General features: G+C 62.0%; 18 protein-coding genes. 12 read left to right on the forward strand and 6 right to left on the reverse strand.

The genetic code is table 11. The features are described 5' to 3' along the window. Nucleotides 1–69 precede the first annotated feature (69 nt). On the forward strand, nt 70–1,416 hold the full coding sequence (locus AB2B41_RS05055; RefSeq protein WP_420014280.1) for an oligosaccharide flippase family protein: 1,347 nt from the start codon (nt 70–72) through the stop codon (nt 1,414–1,416). Here AB2B41_RS05055 and AB2B41_RS05060 read toward each other — a convergent pair. The 6 genes from AB2B41_RS05060 to AB2B41_RS05085 form a co-directional block, all read right to left on the reverse strand. Further along, complete coding sequence (locus AB2B41_RS05060) at nt 1,413–2,711, reverse strand: GumC family protein (protein ID WP_367876662.1); 1,299 nt, start codon at nt 2,709–2,711, stop codon at nt 1,413–1,415. The two genes, AB2B41_RS05055 and AB2B41_RS05060, sit on opposite strands and share 4 nt — an antisense overlap. A 168-nt stretch (nt 2,712–2,879) precedes the next feature. Continuing rightward, nucleotides 2,880–3,836 carry a CpsD/CapB family tyrosine-protein kinase gene (locus AB2B41_RS05065; protein WP_367876663.1) on the reverse strand — a complete coding sequence of 319 codons (957 nt, stop codon included), beginning with the start codon at nt 3,834–3,836 and terminating at the stop codon, nt 2,880–2,882. A 48-nt stretch (nt 3,837–3,884) separates the two neighbouring features. Then, entirely contained in the window at nt 3,885–4,637 is a 753-nt protein-coding gene (locus AB2B41_RS05070; RefSeq protein ID WP_367876664.1) for a sugar transferase, read from the reverse strand. A gap of 489 nt (nt 4,638–5,126) precedes the next feature. Continuing rightward, a complete protein-coding gene (locus AB2B41_RS05075) occupies nt 5,127–6,182 on the reverse strand; it encodes a YeeE/YedE family protein (RefSeq protein ID WP_367876665.1) in 1,056 nt (351 codons plus the stop codon). A gap of 42 nt (nt 6,183–6,224) precedes the next feature. After that, the gene (locus tag AB2B41_RS05080) at nt 6,225–6,611 is read right to left on the reverse strand and encodes an ArsR/SmtB family transcription factor (RefSeq protein ID WP_367876666.1); all 387 of its coding nucleotides are present in this window, start codon (nt 6,609–6,611) and stop codon (nt 6,225–6,227) included. Between the two features lie 5 nt (nt 6,612–6,616). Then, complete coding sequence (locus AB2B41_RS05085; RefSeq protein ID WP_367876667.1) at nt 6,617–6,985, reverse strand: hypothetical protein; 369 nt, start codon at nt 6,983–6,985, stop codon at nt 6,617–6,619. Nucleotides 6,986–7,063: 78 nt separating this feature from the next. Between AB2B41_RS05085 and AB2B41_RS05090 the strand changes: the two genes are divergently transcribed. The 11 genes from AB2B41_RS05090 to AB2B41_RS05140 all read left to right on the forward strand — a co-directional run bounded on the left by AB2B41_RS05090 (nt 7,064) and on the right by AB2B41_RS05140 (nt 17,035). After that, nucleotides 7,064–7,804: a cytochrome c biogenesis CcdA family protein gene (locus AB2B41_RS05090; protein ID WP_367876668.1), complete on the forward strand. Its 741-nt coding sequence runs from the start codon at nt 7,064–7,066 to the stop codon at nt 7,802–7,804. An 18-nt stretch (nt 7,805–7,822) separates the two neighbouring features. Beyond that, the gene (locus AB2B41_RS05095; protein WP_367876669.1) at nt 7,823–8,383 is read left to right on the forward strand and encodes a thioredoxin family protein; all 561 of its coding nucleotides are present in this window, start codon (nt 7,823–7,825) and stop codon (nt 8,381–8,383) included. A 107-nt stretch (nt 8,384–8,490) separates the two neighbouring features. Further along, nucleotides 8,491–8,961, forward strand: coding sequence for a sulfur oxidation c-type cytochrome SoxX (gene soxX, locus AB2B41_RS05100; RefSeq protein ID WP_367876670.1), 471 nt, complete (start codon nt 8,491–8,493; stop codon nt 8,959–8,961). Between the two features lie 24 nt (nt 8,962–8,985). Beyond that, the gene (soxY, locus tag AB2B41_RS05105) at nt 8,986–9,408 is read left to right on the forward strand and encodes a thiosulfate oxidation carrier protein SoxY (RefSeq protein ID WP_367876671.1); all 423 of its coding nucleotides are present in this window, start codon (nt 8,986–8,988) and stop codon (nt 9,406–9,408) included. Nucleotides 9,409–9,429: 21 nt separating this feature from the next. Then, nucleotides 9,430–9,759: a thiosulfate oxidation carrier complex protein SoxZ gene (soxZ, locus tag AB2B41_RS05110; protein WP_367876672.1), complete on the forward strand. Its 330-nt coding sequence runs from the start codon at nt 9,430–9,432 to the stop codon at nt 9,757–9,759. A 21-nt stretch (nt 9,760–9,780) separates the two neighbouring features. After that, nucleotides 9,781–10,638: a sulfur oxidation c-type cytochrome SoxA gene (soxA, locus tag AB2B41_RS05115; RefSeq protein ID WP_367876673.1), complete on the forward strand. Its 858-nt coding sequence runs from the start codon at nt 9,781–9,783 to the stop codon at nt 10,636–10,638. Nucleotides 10,639–10,733: 95 nt separating this feature from the next. After that, nucleotides 10,734–12,431: a thiosulfohydrolase SoxB gene (soxB, locus tag AB2B41_RS05120; protein WP_367876674.1), complete on the forward strand. Its 1,698-nt coding sequence runs from the start codon at nt 10,734–10,736 to the stop codon at nt 12,429–12,431. A gap of 19 nt (nt 12,432–12,450) precedes the next feature. Continuing rightward, entirely contained in the window at nt 12,451–13,719 is a 1,269-nt protein-coding gene (gene soxC, locus AB2B41_RS05125) for a sulfite dehydrogenase (RefSeq protein WP_367876675.1), read from the forward strand. Then, entirely contained in the window at nt 13,703–15,034 is a 1,332-nt protein-coding gene (locus AB2B41_RS05130) for a c-type cytochrome (RefSeq protein WP_367876676.1), read from the forward strand. Before soxC ends, AB2B41_RS05130 begins: the two co-directional genes overlap by 17 nt. A gap of 5 nt (nt 15,035–15,039) precedes the next feature. Continuing rightward, nucleotides 15,040–15,744: a c-type cytochrome gene (locus tag AB2B41_RS05135; RefSeq protein ID WP_367876677.1), complete on the forward strand. Its 705-nt coding sequence runs from the start codon at nt 15,040–15,042 to the stop codon at nt 15,742–15,744. A gap of 22 nt (nt 15,745–15,766) precedes the next feature. Then, nucleotides 15,767–17,035, forward strand: a complete 1,269-nt coding sequence (locus tag AB2B41_RS05140; protein WP_367876678.1) for an FCSD flavin-binding domain-containing protein — start codon at nt 15,767–15,769, stop codon at nt 17,033–17,035. The last annotated feature ends 59 nt before the right edge of the window (nt 17,036–17,094 follow it).

Raw genomic sequence — 17,094 nt, forward strand, 5'->3', positions numbered from 1 at the left:
CCAAGATGGACGCGTAAGCCCGCGTGTTCTATCAGGATTACGCGGCAGAAGTGAGGCGAAATCGACGTGTTGGCACGTATCTCCCAGGTCATGGGTGGCAATCGCCTGATGGCGCGCGTGGCGCGCTCGGCCTCGTGGATCATCCTTGGCTACGGGGCCAGCCAGGCGATCCGGCTGGCGTCGAACCTGATCCTGACGCGGTTGCTCTTCCCCGAGGCTTTTGGCCTGATGGCGCTGATCAGTGTGGTGACGGTGGGTCTGACGCTGTTCTCGGACGTGGGTATCGCGCCGTCGATTGCGCAATCCAAGCGCGGGGATGATCCCGACTTTCTCAACACCGCCTGGACGATACAGGTAATGCGAGGGGCGGCGCTTTGGGTTGTGGCCTGCGTGCTGGCCTATCCGGTGGCGCTCTTTTACGCGCAGCCGGACCTTGCCACTTATCTCCCCATCGCGGCGCTGTCGCTGTTGATCGCGGGCTTCAATCCGACGCGGATCGAGACGGCGCACCGGCATCTGCTGATGGGGCGGCTGACGGTTCTTGACCTGATCAGCCAGGTGATCGGCATCGCGGTAATGATCGTGCTGGCGATCCTTATGCAATCGGTGGCGGCGCTGGTCATTGGCGGCGTCTGCGGGGCGGTGGCCAAGCTGGCGCTGACCCATTTCTACCTGCCGGGTGACGCGAACCGCTTCCGCTGGGAAAGGCCTGCGGTCAAGGAGCTGATCACCTTCGGCAAGTGGATATTCCTGTCCACCGTCTTCTGGTTCTTCGCCAGCCAGGGCGACAAGGCGATCCTCGGCAAATTCCTGAGCCTTAAGACACTGGGCATCTACAACATCGGCTTCTTCCTCGCGAGCTTTCCGCTGCTTCTGGGCCAGAACGTCACCAGCCGGGTGATGATCCCGGTATATCGCGAAGGGGCGGCACCCGCCCGGCTGGCGCGGCTGCGCTACGGGATCAGCGGCGGCGTGATCGGCCTTCTGGTCCTCATGGCTCTGGCGGGGCCGTGGCTCGTCGATCTGCTTTACGATCCACGTTACCTGAGTGCAGGGGGGATCGTCGTGCTTCTGGGCGTGGGACTGATCCCGCAGGTGATCGGGATGACCTACGATCAGGCGGCGCTGGCCGCAGGGGATTCACGGCGGTTCTTCATTTACAACGCGGTGCGGTCGAGCCTGCAAGTGGCGCTGCTGCTGACGGGCGTCGTATTGGCAGGGCTGACCGGAGCAATCGTGGGCATGAGCCTGTCGATGGTGCTGGCGCATGTCGTGCTGATCTGGCTGGCGCGGGCGCATGGGGTCTGGGACGGACGGCACGACGCCTTGTTCGCTGTTCTGGGCTGCGGTGCGGCGGCGCTGGCGCTTTGGTTGCACTGGGATGTGATCGCGGCGCTGATGGCCGCCACAAGCTAGCGCCCTGTCGATCCGCCGTTGCGCGCAAGGCGGGCGGCACGACCTTGCAGACCTGCCTCGCGGCGTTCCTCCCAGCGGGAGTTGCGGGACTTTCGGGATTTCTCGGTAGTCGTGTCGGGGATCGAGACGACGGGCATCAACCCGGTCTCCCGCTGCATCTGCCGGGCGGTGCGGATCACCGGGCGGCGCAGTTCGAGCAGGAAAGCGATGCCAAGTCCCAGAAGGATCGACGCGACGGTGCCAGCCGCCACCATCAGCTTGCGGCTGGTGGTCACGGGATAATCGGGCAGGTTTGCTTCTTCCAGTGTCATCAGCCGCTCGCCGCGCGCGGCGCTTTCGACCGAAAAGCCTACCTCGGCGGCGGTGCGCCGCTCGGAGACCTCTTCCAACTGGTCGCGTAGCTGGTCGAGGCGGCGGTCGAAATCGGCAAGGGTGCGTTCCACCTCTGGCGTGGTTTCGATGCTCGCGCTCAGTGCTGCGCGGCGGTCCTGAAGCAACTGGCGCTGAGTGGTCAGGCTATCGAGAAGGCGGGTCAGTTCTTCCTGCTGCCGCTCGATGGTGGCGGCGCGGGTGTTGCCGCTGCGGTCGAGGCTCTGCAGTTCAAGCTGGGCGGCAATGATCTCGCGGTCCAACTCAAGCAGCGCGTCGTTGAGGCTGCTGAGTTCCGAGCGGCGGAATTCGAGGCTGCCTTCGATGGATATATCGTTTTCCGACCGAAACGTCGCAAGTTCCGCCTCGACGCGGGCGATCTCGTCCAGAAGGGTCCGTTCCTGGTTCTGGAAGAAAGCCAGCGTCTCGCGCGTTTGTTCCTCGCGCTGCTTGGCGGCCAGTTCGCGGGTGGCATCGGCAAGCGCATGGGCGACGGCGCGGGCTTTCTCGGGGCTGTCCATCCGGGCGGTGATCGTGAGCACGGAAATCGCGCCGTCGTCGGCAAATCCCTCTCGGGCGGCGGCGACGCCGGTGATGGTGATCGAGCGGCGCAGGAGATCTACCTTTTCGGTCGGGCGCAGGCCGGGCAGGTTCGTGTAGATGTCGAATTCTTCCATCAGTGCCAGTAGATTGCCGCGCGCCATCAACTGCTGCTCGATCAGTTGAAGCCGCCGCGCGGCGGAGCTTTCCACGGTGGATTGCGCCAGTTCGTCCGAGATTTTGGGCTGTTCGATCTGGATGACTTCGGAGGATTCGTACTCATGCGCCTGCGACAGGGCAAAGAACACCGACCCGATGCAGCCCAGGATCGTCACGGCAAGGATCAGGCCCAGCCGTCGGCGGACCATGTCCAAGAAATCAGCCAATGAATAGATCGGACCCATCTGCGCTGCTCATTTCAAACCTTTTTGTCCCGGATCGGGATTTCACCGTCCAAGGTTACGTTTCTCTAACCAGAACAATAGGGCCAATATAGGGCAGGGGTGGCGCAAAGATGAGAGGATGGGCGTTCACTATGGCTCCGCCCGGCAGATTCACGCGTATTGCGCGACGGAATCCGCGCGGGCGCGGTTCAGAACGACGCCCAGCAGGGGGACCTGACCGTCAAGCATGCGTTCGCATTCCATCAGGTCGCGTCCCATGGTCTGCGTACCGTCCGAGACAAGCAGAACACCGTCAAGCTGCGGCAGGAAGGCCGAGACATCGTCATGTGCGAGCATCGCGGGCATGTCGTAGATCACCAGTTCCGGCTGGATCGCGGCGCGCATCCGCTCAAGCGTGCGGGCGGTTTCGGTCTCCAGCAGCGTTTCCGAGGAATGATGGTCGGGCGCATCGTTCAGACCCAGCGCCAGCGTTTCGCTGACGCGCACCATGTGATCGCCAATGGCCGTGCGGCCCGCCAGGAAATCCTGCATCGAGCCCCGCGGGGTGATGTCAAAGGCTTTGGCCACGCCGGGGTCGCGCAGGTTGAAGTCCATCAGCACGGTGCGCGAGTCCGCGATGCGCGACAGGCTCAGCGCGAGGTTCACGGCGGTGAAGGTGTTGCCGCAGCCCGAGGTCGGCGCGGTGATCGCGATATTGGTCCAGCCGTGTTCCTGCGTGGTCTGGCGCAAGCGGGTGCGCAGCAGGTCGAAGGCACGGACCGACGCGCTGTCGCGGTCGGCATCGACGACCGGGATCGCGGCGCCACGGCTGCGGCGGGAGCCTGCCTGCACCATGGCCAGTTCGTGCCAGCGCGGCATGTCGGGCTGGGGCATGTAGCTGTGCTTGGCCTTCACCTCTTCGGTGAGGATAAGCGGTGCCTCTTCCTCGCGCTCGGGGGCTTGTTCGGCCACCTGGCTGCGGGCGCGGGCGGGCAGGGTGCGGCGTGGGCGGATGCTGTGGCGCATGCCCAGCTTGGACAGGCGGGCGGGCGTCACGGCTGTCTCGGTCCGGAGGTCATCGGTGGCGTAGGTGTCACGCATCGTATCCTCCTGTCCGTTCTTCGCCATAGGTCATCACCAGGCCCTGCGGGGCTGTCTCAACAAAACGCATCATGGTCAGTGCCCGGTGGGGCGCAGGACCACGCCGATCGTCTTGAACAAAATCGTCAGGTCCAGTTTGAAGCTCAGCCCACGTTCGTAAGCCGCATCGACCTCGTTGCGGTAGTTGAACCGCGAGGCATTACGCGCCGACACCTGCCACAGGCCGGTGATGCCGGGGCGGAGCGCGAAATAGGCGGAGGAATCGCCATACATGCCAAGCTGGTCGGGCATCATCGGGCGCGGACCCACGAAGCTCATGTCGCCGCGCAGCACGTTGTAAAGCTGGGGCAGTTCGTCCATGGAGGTCACACGTAGGATGTGACCCACGCGTGTCACGCGGGGATCGTTGCGCAGCTTCTGGAACTGCTCCCATTCCTGGCGCATCTCGGGATCTTGGGCGAGGATGTCCCGCAGCACCGCATCGGCGTCGCGCACCATGGTGCGCAGCTTCAGGATCGGGAACTGCTTGCCCTTCCGGCCGAGGCGCGGCTGGGTGTAGAAGGGGTTGCCCCCCTCGATCCAGAGCGCCAGCGCGCAGAGCCCGATGATCGTCAGCGAGAAGGGCAGCGTCAGCAGAACGAAGGCGATATCAAGCGCGCGCTTGCCGAGGTGGCGATAGGGGCGGAAGGGGCCCCGGGCCTTTGCGGCAACCTGCGCAAAGGCGCGGCTGGGGTTGACCGTCAGGGTGTCGGTGCGAACCGTCAGTCTGCCGGGCTCCCCGATCGGGAACACGCCGAAGTCGACGATATCCGTCGCATTGTCTTTCATCTTAACCCCCCAGGGTCAAAAGCTACTCAAAAAATCCCGCGTCCGATCTGGTCTTGGCGGGTACTGGTCCGGTGCCGTGTCCTGGAGGAGAGAGGGAAAACGGCAGGCTTACCTTCTCTTCTTACAGGACTTCATGCCTGCCTCACAATAAACGCTGCGTCATTTTCTGGACGCGATTGCGATTAGAATGAGGCACATTCGGCACGGTCGCAGTAATCTCGCCGCAGCTATAACATTTTTTTGCCTCATTTGATGAAAGTTCGCAGAAACAATGTGTTTCTACCCTGTTTGTGTAACAAAGAGCCTGAACAAACCGCATTGTTTCTGAATTATGTGAAAATCCAGCCCGAATAAGGGGTTGATGAGGATTCTGATCCCGACAAGAATCGCCGGTGCGGTCCGAAATCTGGCCGAGAATGGGGCAAAACCAGTGGCCGCGCGCCGCAATCGGGGCGGCGTCAACCAAGGCACAAATTGGACATGATTAATTCATTCGGCGGGAACAAAGCCGGTGATCAGTTGCCGCAGGCCGAAAGCCGCCCCGACGAAGATCGCGATAAAGGTGACGGGCGCGCTGTAGGCGAGCAGCGAAAAGGCGGATATGCCCTGACCCACGCTGCAGCCTACGGCGAGGATCGCCCCCGGTCCCATGATCGCAGCCCCGAGGATCTGCCGGCGCAACTCGCGCGGGTCTTCGCAGGCCTCCCAGCGGAAGTGCCCCTCCGAGAAGGAGCCGAGGAATGCGCCCAGCAGAACCCCCACGACGGAGCCCACGCTGAAAGACAGTGCGGTGCCCGAGGCGGTCATGGAGTAGAAGATCGTGTCACCGATTGGGGCGGCAAAGGTATGGGTCTGGATCGGTTCGGCGGCAAAGCCAGTGGCGGCAACCCAAGCGGTGCCTGCCCAGCCTGAAACCACAGCAAGGCCCACCACGATGCCCCAAAAGATATGCTTGGGCGAGCGCAGCATCGACCGGCTGGCCAAGGCTACGATCATCAGGGCACCGCCGACGACCAAGCCGGTGACGAGCGGGCCTATGCCGAAGGCGACCTCCATCAACTGGCTGAGGCCCTGAGGGGACGTGGCGTTCTCCTCGACCGAGAACAGCCAGACCCGCGCGTAGGCAAGCGGGCCGGACATCACGAAATAGGCCGACAGCCCCATCACGATGACAATCAAGAAGGACCGCAGGTCGCCGCCGCCCAGCCGCGCGAGCGCGCCGTAGCCGCAGTTGCCGCTGAGCGCCATGCCGTAACCGAAGAGCAGCCCGCCGATGATCGAGCCAAGCGGGTTCCAGACCCGGTCGAGATAGGCGGTGTCGGGACCGTTCAGAAGGCCCGTGGCCAGTGCGATATGGGTGCCGATGATCGCTGTGCCGATGGCAAGGCCCCACATCCGCATCCGGCGGTCGTCGGAGGAATAGAGGAGGTCTTCGATTGCGCCGAGGGTACAAAAACGACCGATCCGGGCCGCAAGCCCGAGGGCAATCCCACCGATCAGACCGACGAGCGCGACAGCGTTCGCTTCACCAAGCACTTCCAGCATACCGGTGTCCTCCCCTAAACCGGAAACTGGCGAGGCATCCGGTCAGTCGTCGTTCCTGCAGAACAGGTCGTAGACGACTTCCATGATTTGCCTCGGCCGGTCGTCTGTCAAGCTGTAGTAGATGGCCTTGCCCTCGCGGCGGGGCGTGACCAGCCCCTCGAGGCGCAGGCGGGTGAGCTGCTGAGAGACGGCGGCCTGCCGTGCCGAAAGCAGGTCTTCGAGTTCGGTGACAGACTTTTCCCCCGAAGCAAGGTGGCAGAGGATCATCAGCCGCCCCTCGTGACTGATCGCCTTGAGAAAGTTCGAGGCGGCCTGGGCGTTCTCCATCATCTTCTGCATATCGTCGGCGCACATGTTCACGTCGAAGACAGGCAACCGTGACGATGCCTGGGGTTCAGGGGTGGTTCCGCCGCTTGCGTCCAAAGTCATGCCGTCTACCCCGTTTCCTTTATGGGAACCTTGGCGCGATCCAGCATCATGGCCAGAAGTCCCCAGAAAAAGTCTTCCCCCGGATAGCCTTCGATCCGGTCGATTTCGCGACCGTCCTTCACGAGGATGAAGGTGGGGGTGAAATGCACGCGCCGTGCAAATTCCACATCGGGATTCTCGCCGTGCAGGTCGTAGCGCTGCAAAGGCGCTGCCTGCCCCTCCGGCGTTTTCGGATAAATATGCGCGATCTCGGTGTTCCACCGCTCGCACCAGACGCAGCCCATCTCCTCGGCCATCAGCAGGTAGGTTTCGGCCGCCGCTTTGGAAGGCAGAAACGAGGCCAGGGCCAGGAGGAAAATCGTGATGCGCACCATGTCACGCTCCGATTGACGGTGATCTGTTGTCAACATATCCTAATATTTGAATTTATCAAGGCACGAGGTGTCCTGCCGATGTTCGACGTGAGTTTCGCGGGAGCGCTTATAGCCGGACTTTTGTCTTTCCTGTCACCCTGTATCCTGCCGATCGTTCCTTTCTACCTCAGCTATCTGGCGGGCGTCGGCATGAACCAGATCACCGCCGAGGCGGAGGTCACGGGCGCGGTGCGGCGGCGGGCCTTCATTTCCGCGGTCTTTTTCGCCCTTGGGGTAATCGCGGTTTTCATGGGGCTGGGCGCGACCGCCAGTGTCTTCGGCCAGATGGTACGCGAGTACTTCGACATCCTGCGCTGGATCGCCGCCGCGATCATCATCGCGATGGGGCTGCATTTCCTGGGGGTGATTCGAATCGGTATTCTCTATCGCCAACTGCGGGCCGAGGCGGGGAACACCTCGAACGTGACCTATATCGGTGCCTTCGTGATCGGTCTGGCCTTCGCCTTTGGCTGGACACCCTGTGTGGGGCCGGTGCTTGCGGCCATCCTTTTCACCGCTGCGGGGCAGGAGACGGCGGGGCAGGGGGCGTGGCTTCTCTTCGTCTACGGGGTGGGCATGACGTTGCCCTTCGTGATCGCGGCGCTCTTCATTGGCCCTTTCATGCGGTTCATGCAGCGGTTCCGGCGGCACCTGCCGCTGGTCGAGAAGCTGATGGGCCTGCTCCTGATCCTGTTCGGCGTTCTCATCGCCACAAATTCGATCAATTATATCGCGCAATGGATGCTGGAACACATCCCGTGGTTCGGTAGCATTGGATAACCTTCGGAGGAACGACACATGCGAAGACTTCTGACTGTTTTGACGGCCATCCTGTTCGCTTTCCAGCTTCAGGCGGCGGAACTGGGCGATGACGGGCTGCACAAGACGCCCTGGATGCGCGATACTTTCAAGGATCTTTCCGAGGACCTTGCCGATGCCAATGCCGAGGGCAAGCGGCTGATGGTGATCATCGAACAGCGCGGCTGCATCTACTGCAAGAAGATGCACGAGGAGGTCTTTCCGATCCCCGAGATCGCGCAATTCATCGAGGACAACTTCTTTGTCGTGCAGATCAACATGTTCGGCGATGTGGAAGTGACCGACTTCGATGGCACCGTCCTGCCGGAGAAAGACATGGTCAAACGCTGGGGCGCGCTGTTCACGCCGAGCATCTATTTCTTTCCCGAAGAGGTGGGGGATGACATGATGGCAAGCCAGGCCGCGGTTGCCAACATGCCCGGTGCCTTCGGCCGCCACACGACCTTCAACATGCTGAATTGGGTGGTAGAAAAGGGCTACGACGGGGACGAGCCGTTCCAGAAATATCACGCCCGCAAGTTCGCAGAGCAACAAGGCTGACCTATTTGCTGCACCTGCAAACAAATCTAAAAATTCACTTACTTGAATTTGTTATTGCGTGAATCGTTCTGTGTGCAGTAGTGTACCAAAAAACCAAGGGAGGCCTCATGAAGAACCTGATGACAGGGGCGGCAGTTGCCGCGGTGCTGGCGACAGCAGCTGCGGCGGAGACGATCGCCCCGACCCAAGTGAAATACGAAGACGGGGCGGTGGCCACATCGCTGACCGGTGTGGCGGGCGATCCGAAAGCCGGCGAGGAAATCATGAACAAGGGCGCGGGCAACTGCATCGCCTGCCACCAGGTTTCCGCGCTGAGCCATCTGGCCTTCCACGGCGAAATCGGCCCGCCGCTCGACGGTGCCGCCGACCGCTGGAGCGAAGCCGAGCTGCGCGGGATCGTGTCGAACGCCAAGATCATGTTCGAGGGAACGATGATGCCTTCGTTCTACAAGACGGAAGGCTTTATCCGCATTGGCGACGCCTATACCGGCAAGGCTCCCGAAGGGCCGGTCGACCCACTTCTGACGGCCCAGCAGGTCGAAGATGTCGTGGCGTATCTGATGACGCTGAAAGAATAGAAGCGTCGAGCAAAGGAGATAAACATGGAACTGACACGGCGTAACATGCTCGTCATCAGCTCTGGCACAGCCCTGACGGCCGCCCTTGGCGCGCTGCCTGCGTTTGCCTCGATGACGGACGACGAAATTGCCAAGATCACCGGGGGTGCCGACACCGCCGAGGGTGCGATCACGCTGACCGCGCCCGAAATCGCCGAGAACGGCAACACGGTGCCGATCGAAGTGGCCGCCCCCGGCGCGACCTTCGTGGCGCTCTTTGCCGATGGCAACCCGACCCCCAAGGTCGCGACCATCAACTTCGGCCCCCTGAACCCGACCCATGCGGCATCCACGCGGATTCGCCTTGCGGGCACTCAGAACGTGGTCGCCATCGCCAAGATGGAGGACGGTTCCTTCCAGAAGGCGTCGGCGAACGTAAAAGTCACCATTGGCGGCTGCGGCGGCTAATCAGAGACGAGGAGAGAAAACATGGCATCTGGTGTAAAACCCCGCGTCAAGGTCCCGAGCAAGGCCGCCGCTGGTGAAACGATTACCATCAAGACCCTGATCAGCCACAAGATGGAAAGCGGTCAGCGCAAAGACGACGACGGGAACCGTATCCCGCGTTCGATCATCAACCGGTTCACGGCCGACTTCAACGGCCAGAACGTCATCGACATCACGCTTGAACCCGCGATCTCGACCAACCCTTACTTCCAGTTCGACTCGCTCGTGCCGGAAGCGGGTGAGTTCGTGTTCAAGTGGTACGATGACGACGGATCGGTCTACGAAGAGACCAAAAAGATCGCAATCGGCTAACGCGCGCGACAGGGAGGAAAAATGAACACAACGAGAAAACTCACGAGCGCACTCGCCCTTGCGGCGGCCGCTGGCATGGCCACGATGTCCTGGGCCGATCCGGACGATGACAACCTTGTCATCAACGGAGAGATCGAGATCGTGACCGAGACGGCCGCGCCCGCGCATATGGAAAACGTCAAGACGATCTATTCGGGCTGGCGTTTCCGTTCTGACGAGACGCAGGCCGTTCAGATGGACGACTTCGACAACCCCGCGATGATCTTCGTCGAGGCGGCTGCCGAGGCGTGGAATGCCGCTGATGGGTCCGAGGGCAAATCCTGCTCCTCGTGCCACAACGACGTGGAGTCGCTGAAGGGCGTCCGCGCAGTCTATCCGAAGTGGAACGAAACGGCAGGCGAGGTCCGCACCCTCGAGATGCAGATCAACGACTGCCGCGAGAACCGCATGGGTGCCGAAAAGTGGAAGTACGCCGGTGGCAGCATGGATGCCATGGTTGCGCTGATTTCCTCCGTTTCCCGCGGGATGCCTGTGAACGTCGCCATCGACGGTCCGGCGCAGTCCACATGGGAAAAGGGCAAGGAAATCTACTACACCCGCTTCGGCCAGCTTGAGCTGTCCTGCGCGAACTGCCACGAGGACAACTACGGCATGATGATCCGTGCCGACCATCTGTCCCAGGGTCAGATCAACGGCTTTCCGACGTATCGTCTGAAGAACACCAAGCTGAACTCGGTCCACGCCCGCTTCAAGGGCTGCGTGCGGGACACCCGCGCCGAGACCTTCAGCCCCGGTTCTCCGGAGTTCGTGGCGCTGGAGCTTTATGTCGCCTCGCGCGGCAACGGCCTGAGCGTCGAGGGCCCGTCGGTCCGCAACTGATTTCGACAACGGGCCTCGCACCTTTGCCGGTGCGGGGCTTTTTCTGGCGTATCAAATTCAAATATGCGCATATGTTCTAAGGAGCAGGAATTGACATGATCTCGCGGCGCGATTTCCTTCAGGTCGGCATGGCGGCCTCGGCCCTTTACGGGGCTTCTGGCTTTGGTAACTGGGCACGTCTGGCGGCACAGCAGCGGCTGACACAGGACCAGTTGTTGCAGTTCGATACCTTCGGCAATGTCTCTCTCATCCACGTGACGGACATTCATGCGCAGCTGAAGCCGATCTATTTCCGCGAGCCTTCGGTGAATCTCGGGGTCGGGGACAACAAGGGCGCGGTGCCCCATGTCACGGGCGCGGATTTCCGCCGCCTCTACGGGATCGACGACGGCAGCCCCAGCCACTATGCGCTGAGTTCCGGCGACTTCTCGGCGCTTGCGAAGGAATACGGCCGCGTCGGCGGTCTGGACCGTGTGGCGACCGTCATCAAGGCGATCCGCGCCGACCGGCCCGATGCCATCCTGCTTGACGGCGGGGACACCTGGCACGGCTCCTACACCTGCTTCCAGACGCAGGGCCAGGATATGGTCAACGTGATGAACGCGCTGAACCCCGATGCGATGACGTTCCACTGGGAGTTCACGTTGGGCTCCGACCGCGTCACGGAACTGGTGGAAAGCCTGCCCTTCGCAGCACTTGGCCAGAACATCTTTGACGCCGAATGGGACGAGCCGACGGATCTCTTCCCCCCTTACACCATGTTCGAGCGCGGCGGCACCAAGATCGCCGTGATCGGTCAGGCGTTCCCTTACATGCCCATCGCCAACCCCGGCTGGATGTTCCCCGAATATGCCTTCGGCATCCGGGACGAAAACATGCAGGCCATGGTGGACGAGGTGCGCGCCGAGGGTGCGGAATGCGTTGTCGTCCTGAGCCACAACGGTTTTGACGTGGACAAGAAGATGGCGACCATTGTGTCGGGCATCGACGTGATCCTGTCGGGGCATACCCACGACGCGCTGCCCGAGCCCGTGCTGTCGGGCGAGACAATCATCGTGCCTTCGGGTTCCAACGGCAAGTTCGTTTCCCGCGTCGACCTAGACATCCGCGACGGGCGCATGATGGGCTACCGTCACAAGCTGATCCCGATCTTCTCGGACGTGATCACGCCCGACCCGGAGATGACGGCGCTGATCGACGAACAGCGTGCGCCCTATGAGGCGGAGATGAGCGAGGTGATCGGTCAGACCGATAGCCTGCTTTACCGCCGCGGAAACTTCAACGGCACCTGGGACGATCTGATTTGCGACGCGCTTATGTCCGAGCGGGATGCCGAGATCGCGCTTTCCCCCGGTGTCCGCTGGGGTCCGTCGCTGATCCCCGGTCAGGACATCACGCGGGAGGACATCTGGAACGTCACCTCCATGACCTACGGGCAGGCGTATCGCACTGAAATGACAGGCGAATTCCTCAAGATCGTGCTGGAAGACGTGGCCGACAACATCTTCAACCCCGATCCCTACTACCAGCAGGGGGGCGACATGGTGCGCACCGGCGGGCTTGGCTACCACATCGACGTGAGCCAGCCGCAGGGCAGCCGGATCAGCAATATGACGCTGCTGAAGACGGGCGAGCCCATCGACCCCGCGCGCGCCTACGTGGTCGCCGGTTGGGCGAGTGTGAACGAAGGCACTGAAGGCCCGCAAATCTGGGACGTCGTGGAAAGCCACATCGCCAAGATGGGCACCGTCAAAGTCGAAGAAAACAACTCCGTCACTGTGACGGGTATCTGAAACACAGGAGACCTCAAAAATGGATGATGCACTCAAAGCACCGTCACGCCGGGCCTTCCTCAAGGGCTCTGCCGCGATGGCGGCTGGTACTGTTGCCGGTGCAGCAGCCGCGCAGACGGGCCCCGACCCGCTGATCACGGACCTGCAGGACTGGGCGTCCTACACGGGCGTGGGCGTGGACGAAGTGCCCTATGGCATGCCGATCGAATTCGAATCCCACGTGGTGCGCCGCAACGTTGAATGGCTGACGGCCTCGCCGATTTCGTCGATCAACTTCACGCCGATCCATGCGCTGGACGGTACGATCACGCCGCAGGGCTGCGCGTTCGAACGTCACCACTCGGGTGCCATCGAGCTGCGCAAGGAAGACTACCGCCTGATGATCAACGGCCTGGTGGATACGCCGCTGGTCTTTTCCTACGACGATATCGAGCGTTTCCCGCGTGAAAACCACGTCTATTTCTGCGAATGCGCGGCCAACACCGGAATGGAATGGGCGGGCGCGCAGTTGAACGGCGTGCAGTTCACACACGGCATGATCCACAACATGGAATACACGGGCGTGCCGCTGCGCACCCTGCTGGCGGAGGCCGGTGCGGATATGTCGGCTGACAAATGGGTCTACGTCGAGGGGGCGGATGCCTCTTCCAACGGACGGTCCATCCCGATGGAAAAGGCATTGGACGACGTGCTCGTTGCGTTCAAGGCCAATGGCGAGGCTTTGCGTATGGAGCACGGTTACCCAGTGCGCCTCGTCGTTCCGGGCTGGGAAGGCAACATGTGGGTCAAGTGGCTGCGCCGGATCGAGGTTGTCGACCGCGCGGTGGAAAGCCGCGAGGAGACGTCCAAGTACACGGACGTCTACGAAGACGGCATTGCCCGCAAGTGGACCTGGGTGATGGATGCGAAATCCGTCATCACCTCACCCAGCCCGCAGATGCCGATCAAGCACGGCCCAGGCCCGCTGGTGATTTCGGGTCTTGCGTGGTCGGGCCATGGCCAGATCACCCGCGTGGACGTGTCGCGCGATGGTGGCATCACCTGGGAGACCGCGCGTCTGGGCAAGCAGGGTGATACCAAGGCGCTCACCCGCTTCTACCTGGACATCGAATGGGACGGTGCGCCCATGCTGCTGCAAAGCCGCGCGATGGACGAGACCGGCTATGTTCAGCCGACCAAGGACCAATTGCGCGACAAGCGTGGCGAGAACGCCGTTTATCACAATAACTGTATCCAGACCTGGTACGTGAACGCAGAGGGGGTCGCCGAAAATGTCGAAGTCTCTTAACTATCTGATCCCGACGGTCGGTGGCATCGCGCTGGTGGGCGGGCTTGCGGTCGCTTCCATGCATCGCAACTCCGGCGAAAGCGAGATCGCCTCGCTCAAGCAGCGTATCGACCAGGTCGAGGGCCACGCGAGTGCCGCTGCCGAGAAAGCGGCTGCCGAGGCTGCCCGAGCAGCTGAATTGCAGGCGCAGATCGCGGAAGTACAGGCTGCTGCGGAAACGCGTATGGCAAGCGCCGATCTGACCGCGCCCGCGCCCCAGCGCGACGGTCGCTTCGGTCTGGGCCGCGAGGCGCATCCCGAGGAGATCGCGGCATGGGATGTCGATGTCCTGCCGGACGGTCGCGGCCTGCCGGAAGGGTCGGGCAACGTCTTTGACGGCGAGGAAGTCTTTGCCGAAAAATGCGCCTCCTGCCACGGCGATTTCGCCGAGGGCGTGGACAACTGGCCGGTTCTGGCTGGCGGTTTCGACACCCTGGCGCGCAAAGACCCCGTCAAGACCGTTGGGTCCTACTGGCCCTATCTTTCAACGGTGTGGGATTATGTTCACCGCTCCATGCCCTTTGGCGAGGCAGGAACGCTGACGGCGGACGAGACCTATGCCATCACCGCCTACATCCTCTATTCGAACAGCCTCGTCGACGACGACTTTGAACTGAGCCACGAGAATTTTGCCGAGTTCGAGATGTACAACGTGGACGGTTTCGTGATCGACGACCGCCCTGAGCTTGAATATGCCGAATGGCGCGCCGAGCCTTGCATGGAGAACTGCAAGGAAGAGGTAGAGGTGACAATGCGATCGGTCTTTATCGTCGATACGCCGCCCGAAGGGGGATCGGTTTCGCACATGAACACCGCAACGGTCGAGGGTCTGCCGACCTTCACCTCGGCAGGTCCGTCCTTCATTCCCGAAGCGGCAACCAAGCCTGCCGTTCAGGAGACGGAGGAGGCACAGGCAACCCCGGCATCCCAGCCTGCGGAAGAGGCGGGTGGCGATGCGGCACTTGTCGATGCGGGGGAGAAGGTCTTTCGCAAGTGCAAGTCCTGTCACCAGATCGGTGCAGGAGCCAAGAACCGCTCCGGTCCGCAGCTGAACGGCGTGATGGGGCGTCAGATGGCCGCGGTCGAAGACTTCAAGTACTCCAACGTCTTCAACACCGCCGGTGAAGAAGGGCGCGTCTGGGACGAGGACTCCATGGCTGCCTTCCTTGCCAATCCGAAGGAATACATGAACGGCACCAAGATGGGCTTTGCCGGACTGAAATCCGATGAAGACATAGAAGCCGTGATCGCCTACCTGCGCGCCGCGACCGAGTAGGCCCGGTGCGCGCGCAACGCCTCTCCCTGTCGGCTGCCGCCTTCGCCCTTGTGGCGGGGGCGGTTGCTGCCGATACGGCGAGCGTCGAGGCCGGCAAGGAAATATTCCAGCAGTGCAGCGGCTGTCACCAGGTCGGGCAGGGGGCAGAGCACCGGATCGGTCCGCACCTGAATGGACTTTTCGGGCGTAAGGCGGCAAGCCTCGACGATTTCCGCTATTCCAAGAGCTTTCAGCGCGCGGGTGCCGGCGGGCTGGAATGGCACGCGGATACGCTTGATGTGTTCCTCGAGAACCCGCGCGCTATGACGTCAGGCACGCGCATGAGCTTTCGGGGTGTGAAGGATGACACCGACCGCGCCAACCTGATCGCTTACCTGCGGACTTTTTCGGACAATCCCCGCGATATTCCGAGTGCCGATCCGACGGCAAAAGCGTCCGACCATGACCTTGATCCGGCGATCCTCGCCCTCGTAGGGGATCCGGAATACGGCGAATACCTGAGTGGCGAGTGCACCACCTGTCACCAGGCTTCTGGGGGGGATGCTGGCATTCCCTCCATCACCCTTTGGCCCGAAGAAGATTTTGTCGTGGCCATGCATGCATACAAGAACAAACAAAGAAACCACCCGGTCATGCAAATGGTGGCCGGGCGGCTTGGCGATGAAGAGATCGCGGCCCTCGCGGCGTATTTCGCCAAGCTTGAAAACTGAAGCTCAATAGGGAGAGAGCGAAATGACTATTAGTAGAAGGACATTTATTGGTACATCCGCTGCCGCGGCAGCTGCACTCAGCGCACCGGCCCTCTTGGCCGATGGCCATGGCAAGCCGCGCGTCGTCGTGATTGGCGGCGGTTCGGGCGGTGCGACTGCCGCGCGTTATATTGCCAAGGACAGCAAGGGCGCGATCGACGTCACGCTGGTCGAGCCATCGCGCACCTATTTCACCTGCTATTTCTCGAACCTCTACCTCGGCGGGTTCAAGGAGATGGACGATCTGGGCCATACGTACGGTAACCTTGCTGCCGCCTATGGCATCAACGTCGTGCATGACTGGGCCGTTGATGTGGACCGCGATAGCAAGACTGTCAGCCTCGCCGGTGGTGCGGTGCTGCCCTACGACAAGCTGATCCTCAGCCCCGGCATCGACTTTGTCGATGGCGCGGTCGAGGGCTGGTCCATCGCGTCGCAGAACGCCATGCCCCATGCCTACAAGGCGGGCTCTCAGACGGAGCTTCTGAAGGCTCAGGTTCTCGCCATGCCCGAAGGGGGCACTTTCGCCATGGTCGCGCCGCCGAACCCATACCGCTGCCCGCCGGGACCCTATGAGCGCATCTCGATGATCGCCTACCAGCTCAAGCAGAACAATCCGACGGCCAAGATCATCGTCGCGGACCCCAAGGAGAAATTCTCAAAGCAGGCGCTTTTTCAGGAGGGCTGGAACAACCACTACGCCGGCATGATCGACTGGATCGGTGCGGAGTTCGGCGGTGGCAACGTCTCGGTCGATCCGGCCAACATGACCGTCACCATCGACGGCGAGGAAACATCGGTCGATGCCTGTAACGTGATCCCCGCGATGAAGGCGGGCAGGATCGCGGACATGGCCGGTGTGACCGACGGCAACTGGGCCCCTGTGAATGCAATTGACATGTCCTCCAAAGCCGATCCGGACGTGCATGTGCTGGGCGATTCCGCGGCTCAGGGCGACATGCCGAAATCGGGCTTCGCGGCGAACAGCCAGGCCAAGGTCTGCGCCAACGCGGTGCGCGGCGCGCTCACCGGCTCCAAGGTCTTCCCGGCGAAGTTCTCGAACACCTGCTGGTCGCTTATCAGCGCGAACGATGGTGTGAAGGTGGGCGCGGCCTACGAGGCGACACCCGAAAAGATCGCCTCGGTCGAAAGCTTCATCAGCCAGACCGGCGAGGACAGCGCAACCCGCAAGGCCACCTATGAGGAGTCCGAAGGCTGGTACGCCGGTATCGTGGCGGACATGTTCGGCTAATCCCCTCTGCGCCCCGGTTTTGATCTTGCTCAAGGACCGGGGCGCATCCCCCTGCGAGA

Source organism: Sulfitobacter sediminis, assembly GCF_040811725.1.
GTDB lineage: Bacteria > Pseudomonadota > Alphaproteobacteria > Rhodobacterales > Rhodobacteraceae > Sulfitobacter > Sulfitobacter sediminis.